The organism is Ottowia sp., from assembly GCF_046348305.1.
In the GTDB taxonomy this organism is placed as follows: Bacteria; Pseudomonadota; Gammaproteobacteria; order Burkholderiales; family Burkholderiaceae_C; genus Ottowia.
This window is the reverse complement of sequence record NZ_JAXMEM010000010.1, coordinates 184,500-193,431: the sequence shown is the minus strand read 5'-3', so window position 1 is coordinate 193,431 and position 8,932 is coordinate 184,500. Positions and strand designations below refer to the sequence as shown.

The following is an 8,932-nucleotide window of genomic DNA, read 5'->3' as shown; positions in this document are numbered from 1 at the left end:
TGCGCTCGGAGTGAGTGTCGAATGGGCCTGCAGCGCTTGCAGGGTATGCGCCGGGAGCTACTGATTCGATAGTATCCAAGCCGCACAGCAGATGCACCCAGCGCGCCTCGCGCTCGCCCGGCGCGCGCGGCAGCAGCCGGGTCAGCGGCCCGCCCTTGTCGGCCGCGCGTTCTGTCAGCTCGTTCAAAAAGCCTTCGACCGAGGAGATGTCGGCAAAGCGGTACCAGCGCTCGGCGTTCAGGCGCAGCTCGGCGGCGGTCTGTGGCCCGCGCAGCATCAAGAGGCCCAGCAGCACGGCCGACTGCTCGGGCACGCCCAGGGCGCGCTGCGCGTTGTGCTCGTATTTGGTCACGCGACTGCCGGACGACTCGATCACCAGGCCAAGGCGCCTCAGCTCATCCAGCGCCTCCTGCGCCTGGGCGTCGCTCAGGCTCATCACCGGGTCGCGGCTGGTCTTCTGGTTGCAGCCGGTGACGACCCCGTTCAGCGACAGCGGGTAGGTGTCGGGCACCGTGCGGGCCTTTTCCATCAGCGTGCCCAGCACGCGCGCTTCGATCGGGGTGAGGGGGCGCAGGTCAGTCATGCCGGCAAGGATAATCCCCAGTCCGCCGAAGCACTGGTTTGGTGGGCTACCGCATGAAAAACATCGTCATCCTGATCTCCGGCACCGGCAGCAACATGGCCGCCATCGTGCGCGCGGCGCAGCAGCAGGACTGGGCGCGGCGGCTGGACGCGCGGGTGGCCGCCGTCATCAGCAACCGCCCCGACGCCAAGGGCTTGGCTTGGGCGCGCGAGGCCGGCATCGCCACCGCCGTGGTCGATCACAAGGCTTACGCCGGACGCGAGCCGTTCGACGCCGCGCTGATGGCCGAAATCGACCGCCACACGCCCGCGCTGGTGGTGCTGGCCGGCTTCATGCGCATCCTCACGCCTGGCTTCGTGGCGCACTACGCCGGGCGCATCGTCAACATCCACCCCAGCCTGCTGCCCGCCTTTCCGGGCCTGCACACCCACCAGCGCGCCATCGACATGGGCTGCCGCGTCGCCGGCGTCACCGTGCATCAGGTGACGGCCGAACTGGACCACGGCGCCATCCTGGCCCAGGCCGTGGTGCCCGTGCTGCCGGACGACACGGCCGACACGCTGGCGGCGCGGGTGCTGACGCAGGAGCATCTGATCTACCCACGGGCGGTGGCCGAATTGATATTGAGGGTGTAAGCCGGTTCGCGCTCTGGCCAGGTGCGACAACGGATTTCACTCCGCCTGGAACGTTCCCTCTTGACGTTCTGTGAAATCACATTTGCTGATTCAAGATGGCCCGCGCCATGGCTTTCACGGATGCACCATCCAAGCCGAGCGTATTTCGGCTCAGGCTGGCGTCGCTCATGAGCTCAATGCGTTCGAGCCACGCTCGATGGTGTTGAGTCGAATGTTTGAGCGTGCTGATTCGGGACTTTTTGGTAGCTATCGACTCCCAATTTCTGTGCGAACGGTCAATCTGCAAGTGAAACAGATACGAGACAAAGAAACTGGCTCCGATAGACCGCAACTGTTCGCTGCCTTCAAACGTCAACGGCCGGCTGAGTGGCGCCGGACTTTTCATCTTTGGCGGTGATGCTTCACCGCTGCTTGTGTGAGGCCGCGGAGGTGATGTGGACGAGGAGTCGATGCATACCGCTCAGATGCGCGTGTTCGGATTGCGATTGCCATTGTTCGCGTTCGTGAACCGAGCCAACAACGCCAAGGCGTCCGGCAACACGTCCAGGCGCCGCACCCACGCATGGGGAACAGCCAGGATGCCGTCGCGCGCACCGACGAGCTGACCGGCGATGGAGGCCGTGGAATCGCTGTCCCCGTCATGGTTGGCCGCCACGCGGATGGCGTCCTCGAAGCTGCGGGTGCTGGCGGCGGCGTAGACCGCGATGGCCAGGGCCTCGTCTCCGGTCCAGCCTTCGCCCAGGCTGAGCCAGGCCACGGCCGGGGGCAGCGCGGCCTGGGCATGGCGCACGGCCGCCTGCAACAGACGCGCGCTGGCGGTGTCGGCGGGCTCCACCGATTGCCGGGCCGTGGCCAGGGCTTGCGCGACCGCGCTCGGCAGATCCTCACCTTGCAGCAGGTGCTGGACGATGGCCGCCAGCAGCCCGGCCGGCAGCCAGCCGTCCACATGACCGTGCGTCAACGCGCCGGCGGTGCAACCCAGCACCAGGGCCTGCTCCACGGGCGTGCCTGCCAGCAGCCCGAGCGGCGCGGTGCGCATCACGGCGCCACAACCCTTGGAGTCGTTGATGGGCTGCTCGCAGGTGCCGCCCGCGCCCGCGCGCACGGCGGACAAACAGGTGTTGCCGGGGGCGCGGCGCTGACGCAAGGCGGGGCTGTGCACCATCTGCGAGCCGCCCAGCAGCTCATGCGACAGCGGCACGCCTTGCGTGTGGCCCCAACGCCGATACGCGCGCTGGCACGCGGCCAGGAAGGGCCGAAGCTGCAGCGCGCTGGCAGGCTGGCCCTGCGTGGGCAGGCTCTCGATCAGCGCTTCGAGCGTGAACAGCGTCATCTGCGTGTCGTCGCTCACGACCAGTTCGCCGTCGCGCAGCACGGGTTGTTGCAAGCCCTTGGTGCCGTACTTGCGCTGGATGGTGGACCAGCGGTCGAACTCGATGGCGTAGCCGAAGGCATCGCCCACCGCGCCGCCGAGCACGCAGCCCAGCACCCTGGCGTCGTGGAGATCGCGCTCCGGTGGCACGGCACCCGCCCATTGATGCACGTACTTCTCTTGCGCCGCTGTCTCGATGGCGCCCTTGCGCTGGGCGCGCACGGCCTTGATGGCTTCGGCAGGCGACCAACCCAGTTCAACCAGCAGCCGTGCGGCAATGGTGCCGCTGCGCCCCAGCCCGCCACGGCAGTGCACCAGCACGTTGAGGCCCTGACGCAGGTGCGCACGCAAGCGAAGGCCGGCGTAGCACCAAGCGGCCTCGAAGGCAGCATCCGGCACATCGACATCGGTGATGGGCAGGTGGTGCCACTCCATGCCGCGCGCCTCGCAGGCATCGCCGATGCCGCCGGCCTGCACGGCGTGCAGCTCATCCATCGGCATCAGGGTCACCACGGCGGCGGCGCCCCAGCGGCGGATCGTGTCCAGGTCGACATCCATGTCCCGTCGCCAGTGACCGGAGACGGAGTTCGCCTGCTTCTTGCCGGGGCAAATGGTGAAGCCCACGGCGCCCAGGCGCGGCCCCACGGACAGTTGGCCCAGTTGCAAAGGGCTGTTGTGGCTGTCGAGAACGGGGGTGGAGATCATCGAAAAGTCCTTTAATGGGATACAGAGAAACATTCAATGGCGCATAGTACACCATTGAATCGAATCGGCGCAAGTGTGGCGCTGGATATTTCTGGAGATCCCCATGCCCGCTGGCTCGTCAGCCGCAACAAGCCCAATGAACTTTCCTCGACCGCTGGCCACGGTCGACGTGGTGATCCTGACGCTGGGTGCCAGGGGCCTGCGGGTCTTGCTGGTGCAGCGCCCGGGCGGTGGGGACGAGCCGTTTCCGAAGGCGTGGGCGCTGCCCGGCGGCTTTGTGGACGTGCAGAAGGACGCCGACCTGCAAGCCTGCGCGTTGCGCAAGCTGCACGAAAAGACCGCGGTTCGCAGCACGTACCTGGAGCAGGTCGGCAGTTGGGGGGCGCGCGCGCGCGATCCGCGCGGCTGGTCCATCACGTGCGTGTATTTCGCGCTGCTGCCGCAGAGCGCATTGCACATTGGCAAGGGTGGCAATGCCGCCGACGTCGGGTGGTTCGATGTCGAGCCCGATGGCACCGTGCCCACCGCCGGCCCCTTGGCCTTTGACCATGAGCGCTTGCTGACCGCGGCGTGGCAGCGTATCCAGTCGAAGGTGGAATACACGTCCCTGCCCGCGTTCCTTCTGTCCGAGCCCTTCACACTGCCTCAGTTGCAGCAGGCCTATGAGCTCGTCCTGGGTCGTGAGCTGGACCGCAGCGCGTTTCGGCGACGCGCGCTGTCCATGCCGGGCTTCTTGCGTGAAGCCGGCGTTTTACGGACGGGTGCACCCCGTGCGCCCATGGGATATGAGCTGATCGATCGTCAGCAGCCCATGGTGTTTCCACGTGCGTTCGAACCCCGGACCACGCGCGACTGAATCGCCTTGCCAAGTGTCGTCGCCTCAAGGAAGGACAATGCCGGTCCTTGGAAACCCACCGAAGTCCATTTCACATGCACCCCAAAGCCCTGCTCGAAGCCGCCAGCGAACTGGTGCTGCGCGTGCTGCGCCTGGACCACCCGGCCGACGCGGTGGTGTCGCACTTTTTTCGCGAGCACCGCAACCTGGGCCCGCGCGAGCGCGCCACGCTGGCCGAGACGGCCTATGCCGTGCTGCGGCGCAAGCCCCTGTACGAACACCTGGCGCGCTCGGGCAGCGGCTCGCGCGAGCGGCGCCTGGCGATCCTGGGTTTTGCCGCGCCGCGCGACTTTTTGAAGCAGGCCTTGAACGAGGCTGAAAAACAGTGGCTGGACGCCTGCGATGCGGTGCCCGACACCGAGCTGCCGCCCACCTGCCGCCACAACCTGCCGGCCTGGCTGGTGGAGCCTTTGCGCCAGCAGGTGGGCGATGAATTCGACGCCCTGGCCGCCGCGCTGCTGGCGCCGGCGCCGCTCGACCTGCGCGTCAACACCTTGAAGGAAAAACGGCCTTCAGCGCAGGCAGAACTTGCGCAAGCAGCTATCAAATCAATAGAAACGCCGTATTCGCCCTGGGGCCTGCGCATCGACGGCAAGCCGACGCTGCAGAAGCTTGACGTCTTCACGCGCGGCGCGGTGGAGGTGCAGGACGAAGGCTCGCAGCTGCTGGCCCTGCTGCTGGATGCGCGGCGCGGCGAGATGGTGGCCGATTTTTGCGCCGGCGCCGGCGGCAAGACGCTCGCCATCGGCGCCACCATGCGCTCGACGGGGCGGCTGTATGCGTTCGACGTGTCGGCGCATCGTTTGGACAAGCTCAAACCGCGCCTGGCGCGCAGCGGCCTGTCCAACGTGCACCCGGTGGCCATTGCGCACGAGCGCGACGAGCGCATCAAGCGCCTGGCCGGCAAACTCGACCGCGTGCTGGTCGACGCGCCGTGCTCGGGCCTGGGCACGCTGCGGCGCAACCCGGACTTGAAGTGGCGCCAGTCACCCCAGGACGTGCAGGAGCTGGCCGTCAAGCAGCAGGCCATCCTGCAAAGCGCCGCGCGCCTGCTCAAGCCCGGCGGGCGGCTGGTGTATGCCACGTGCAGCGTGCTGCCCGATGAAAACGAGCAGGTGGCCGAGGCCTTCGGCGCGGCGCACCCCGACTTCGAGCCGCGCGACGTGGCCGAATTGCTGGCCGGGCTGAAGGTGCCGCACGCCGCCGATCTGTGCAGCGCGCAAGGACGCTTTCTGCGCCTGTGGCCGCACCGGCATGGTACCGATGGGTTTTTTGCCGCCGTGTGGCAGCGCAAGGTCTGACCGTCGGCTACGGTTTGCCGTCGGCTTCGACGCGCGCGCCCGCCGACACCGTGGCTTCCTCGCCGATCAGCCCGCGCGGGCGCAGCACCAGCACGGCCATCAGCACCAGGCCGATCAGGATGATCTGCGCGGCGCCGCCCTTGACCTGGATGGCGGCCGGCAGCAGCACCTGCGCGGCGCTGCCACTCAGGGTCCACACGGCCCACATCAGCACCGCGCCCAGCACGGCGCCCTTGTTGTTGCCGCTGCCGCCGACGATCAGCATGCTCCAGATCTGGAAGGTGAGGATGGGCATGAAGTCCTCCGGGCTGATGTAGCCGATGAAGCTGGCGTTGAGCGCGCCCCCCAGGCCCATCACCGCCGAGCCGATCACGAAGGATTGCAGCCGGTAGCTGAAGGCGTTCTTGCCCAGCGATTCGGCGGCGCTTTCGTCCTCGCGGATGGCTTTCAGCACGCGGCCCCAGGGCGATCGCACCATGGCCTCCAGCGCAGCGTACAGCACGATCACGATCACCGCCACCAGCCCCAGCATCAGCCCGTTGCGGCCCGACACGCTGTCCACCAGGCCGGGCAGCGGGCGCGGAATGTCGGTGATGCCGCGGCTGCCGCCCGTCAGCCAGCTGGTGTTGAGCGCGATCAGTTGCAGCGTGATGCCGATGCCGATGGTGACGATGGCCAGGTAGTCCTCGCGCAGCCGCAGCGTGGGGATGCCGACGATGAAGGCCACCACGCCGGCGGCGGCCATGGCGCCGATCAGGCCGACGATGAAGGGCAGGCCCCAGCCGGCCACGATGCCCGCGTGCGCCGGCCCGCACAGCAGGGCAAACGCATAGGCGCCCACCAGATAAAAGCCTGCCACGCCGATGTTGAACAAGCCCGTGTAGCCCCATTGCAGGTTCAGCCCCAGGCACACGATGGCAAACACCAGCGCCTGGATCAGGAAGAACACGAGGTAGGAGGCAATGCCGGTCATGTCCGTTCTCCCAGGATGCCGGTGGGGTGCACCAGCAGGATCAGGAACATCAGCGCAAACGCGACCGCCGGCTTGTAGCCCGGGTCGATGAAGGCCACCGACAGCGACTGCGCCACGCCGATCACCAGCCCGCCCAGCACCGCGCCGTAGATGCTGCCGATGCCGCCCAAGATCGCTGCCGCGAACATCGGCAGGATCAGGGTGAAGCCCATCTCGGGCGAGACCTGCACCGTCAGGCCGAACATCGCGCCGCCCACGGCCGCCAGCCCGCCGCCGATGATCCACACCCAGCGGATGATGCGCCGCACGTCGATGCCGGTGACCTGCGCCAGCGCCGGGTTGTCCGACACCGCGCGCATCTGCTGGCCCAGGCGCGTGCGCGTCAGAAACAGGTGCAGCGCCAGCATCAGCACGGCGGTGAGCGCCACCACGAAGATCTCGTTGGCCGACAGGCGCACGCCCGGCAGCACCTCCTGCGCGATGGCGATGCTGCGCGTGTAGTACTCGGGCTGCGAGCCCCACACGAAGACGATCACGTTGCGCAGCATCAGCGACGCGCCAAAGGACGCGATCACCAGTGCCACCGCGACGTCGCTCTTGCGCAAGGGCCTGAACAAAATCCAGTCCAGCACCAGCGCCAGCACCGCCGTCAGCACCAGCGCCAGCACCAGGCCGCCCAGAAAGCTCCAGCCGAAGGTGAAGGGGCCCAGTGTGGCGCCGCCGCTGAAGGCACCCACGAACAGCAGCGCAAAGTACGCGCCGAAGGTCAAAAACTCGCCGTGCGCGAAGTTGGCAAAGCGCAGGATGTTGTAGGTCAGCGTCAGGCCGATCGCGCCCAGCGCCAGCGTGGCGCCCAGCACGATGCCATCGGCCAGATATTGGGCAATCATGTCAGCCCCCTTTTGGCGCCCAGGTACAGCGCGCCGACCTCCGGGTTGGCCAGCAGCTCGGCGGCCGCGCCGCTGACCTGCTCGCGGCCCTGCGCCAGCACGTAGCCGCGGTCGGAGATGGCCAGCGCGGCGCGCGCGTTCTGCTCGACGATCAAAAGCGTCACGCCCAGCGCGCGCACCTCGCGCACCTTGGCGAACACCACGCCCACCAGCTTGGGCGAGAGGCCGGCCGAGGGTTCGTCCAGCATCAGCATGGTGGGGCGCGCCATCAGTGCGCGCGCCACCGCCACCATCTGCCGCTCACCGCCCGACAGCGTGCCGGCGGCCTGCCGGCGCCGCTCGGCCAGGCGCGGAAACAGCTGGTACATGCGCGCCAGGTCTTCGGCGATGCCGGCGCGGTCGTTGCGGGCGCAGGCGCCCAGCTCCAGGTTGTCCTGGATGGTCAGGCGCGCGAACACGTTGTTGGTCTGCGGCACATACGCCAGGCCGCGCCCCACCATGCGGTGCGCGGCCTCGCCCACCAGGCTCTGGCCGAACAGCGCGACCCGTCCGCTGCGCACCGGCACCAGGCCGGCGATGGTCTTGATCAGCGTGGACTTGCCGGCGCCGTTGGGGCCCAGCACGGTGACGATCTCGCCGCGCGCCACCTGCAGACTGGCGCCGCACAGGATGTCCACCTCGGGCGTGTAGCCGGCCACCAGGCCCTGCACCGTCAGGGCGAGTTCGTCGCTGCGCGCGATGTCGGGTGAGGGGCTGGTCATGGCGTTTCTCCGCCCAGATAGGCCTCGAGCACGCGCGGGTCGCTGCGCACCGCCTGCGGCGTGCCCTGCATCAGCAGGCGCCCCTGGGCCAGCACCAGCACCGGGTTGCACAGCTGCGTGATCAGGTCCATGTTGTGCTCGATGATGAGAAAGGTGATGCCGCGCGCGTGCAACTCCTGCAGCTTGTCCATGATGGTGGCCAGCAGCGTGGGGTTGACGCCCGCGCCGGGCTCGTCCAGCAGGATCAGCTTGGGCTCGGCCATCAGCACGCGGGCCAGCTCCAGCAGCTTTTGCTGGCCGCCCGACAGGTTCTTGGCGAACTCGCCCGACAGCCGCTCCAGGCCGACGAAATCCAGCACCCGGCGCGCGTGCTCGCGGATGCGCTTTTCCTGCGCGCGGACCTGCGGGCGTGCGAACCAGTTGTTCCAGAAGCGCTCGCCCGCCTGGGCACTGGGCGCCAGCATGGTGTTCTCCAGCACGGTCATGCTGGCAAAAGGCCGCGGAATCTGAAATGTGCGAACCAGCCCCGCATGAAAGATGCGGTGCGGCGGCAGCCCGCCGATGGCCTGCCCGGCAAACGCGATCGATCCCGACGTGGGCCGGTGCGCGCCGGCGATGGTGTTGAACAGCGTGGTCTTGCCGGCGCCGTTGGGGCCGATCAGCCCGGTGATGGTGTGCGCGGCCAGCGTGAAGGACACGCCATCGACCGCGCGCAAGCCGCCAAACTCCTTCACGAGATCGCGCACTTCGAGCATCGCTGTCTCCGGTTCTTGTCGGGCAGGCGAGCGCGTGACGGCCGCTCGCCTGCGTGCGCGCG

Annotated in this window: 9 protein-coding genes; 3 read left to right on the top strand and 6 right to left on the bottom strand. The window is 68.1% G+C overall.

Annotated elements, in window-relative coordinates:
* The coding region (locus U1F38_RS13780) for a YceH family protein (RefSeq protein WP_409987639.1) at positions 1-583 on the bottom strand (583 nt) is incomplete at its 3' end.
* Positions 584-636: 53 nt separating this feature from the next.
* Between U1F38_RS13780 and purN the strand changes: the two genes are divergently transcribed.
* Entirely contained in the window at positions 637-1,218 is a 582-nt protein-coding gene (gene purN, locus U1F38_RS13775) for a phosphoribosylglycinamide formyltransferase (RefSeq protein WP_409987638.1), read from the top strand.
* A 460-nt stretch (positions 1,219-1,678) separates the two neighbouring features.
* Here the strand turns inward: purN and U1F38_RS13770 are convergent, their stop codons facing one another.
* Positions 1,679-3,295, bottom strand: a complete 1,617-nt coding sequence (locus U1F38_RS13770; protein ID WP_409987637.1) for an ADP-ribosylglycohydrolase family protein — start codon at positions 3,293-3,295, stop codon at positions 1,679-1,681.
* A gap of 103 nt (positions 3,296-3,398) precedes the next feature.
* On the opposite strand from U1F38_RS13770, the gene U1F38_RS13765 reads away from it, so the two are divergent.
* Together U1F38_RS13765 and U1F38_RS13760 are read left to right on the top strand one after the other, a co-directional pair.
* Positions 3,399-4,151: an NUDIX hydrolase gene (locus U1F38_RS13765; RefSeq protein ID WP_409987636.1), complete on the top strand. Its 753-nt coding sequence runs from the start codon at positions 3,399-3,401 to the stop codon at positions 4,149-4,151.
* Between the two features lie 74 nt (positions 4,152-4,225).
* The gene (locus tag U1F38_RS13760; protein WP_409987635.1) at positions 4,226-5,491 is read left to right on the top strand and encodes an RsmB/NOP family class I SAM-dependent RNA methyltransferase; all 1,266 of its coding nucleotides are present in this window, start codon (positions 4,226-4,228) and stop codon (positions 5,489-5,491) included.
* Positions 5,492-5,498: 7 nt separating this feature from the next.
* Here U1F38_RS13760 and U1F38_RS13755 read toward each other — a convergent pair whose 3' ends face one another.
* From U1F38_RS13755 to U1F38_RS13740, 4 genes are read right to left on the bottom strand one after another with little or no spacing between them, the layout of a single operon-like run.
* Positions 5,499-6,464: a branched-chain amino acid ABC transporter permease gene (locus U1F38_RS13755; protein ID WP_409987634.1), complete on the bottom strand. Its 966-nt coding sequence runs from the start codon at positions 6,462-6,464 to the stop codon at positions 5,499-5,501.
* Positions 6,461-7,354: a branched-chain amino acid ABC transporter permease gene (locus tag U1F38_RS13750; RefSeq protein WP_409987633.1), complete on the bottom strand. Its 894-nt coding sequence runs from the start codon at positions 7,352-7,354 to the stop codon at positions 6,461-6,463. Before U1F38_RS13750 ends, U1F38_RS13755 begins: the two co-directional genes overlap by 4 nt.
* Positions 7,351-8,115, bottom strand: coding sequence for an ABC transporter ATP-binding protein (locus U1F38_RS13745; RefSeq protein ID WP_409987632.1), 765 nt, complete (start codon positions 8,113-8,115; stop codon positions 7,351-7,353). The genes U1F38_RS13750 and U1F38_RS13745 overlap by 4 nt, the downstream gene beginning before the upstream one ends.
* A complete protein-coding gene (locus U1F38_RS13740; RefSeq protein WP_409987631.1) occupies positions 8,112-8,870 on the bottom strand; it encodes an ABC transporter ATP-binding protein in 759 nt (252 codons plus the stop codon). The genes U1F38_RS13745 and U1F38_RS13740 overlap by 4 nt, the downstream gene beginning before the upstream one ends.
* Positions 8,871-8,932: the final 62 nt, after the last annotated feature.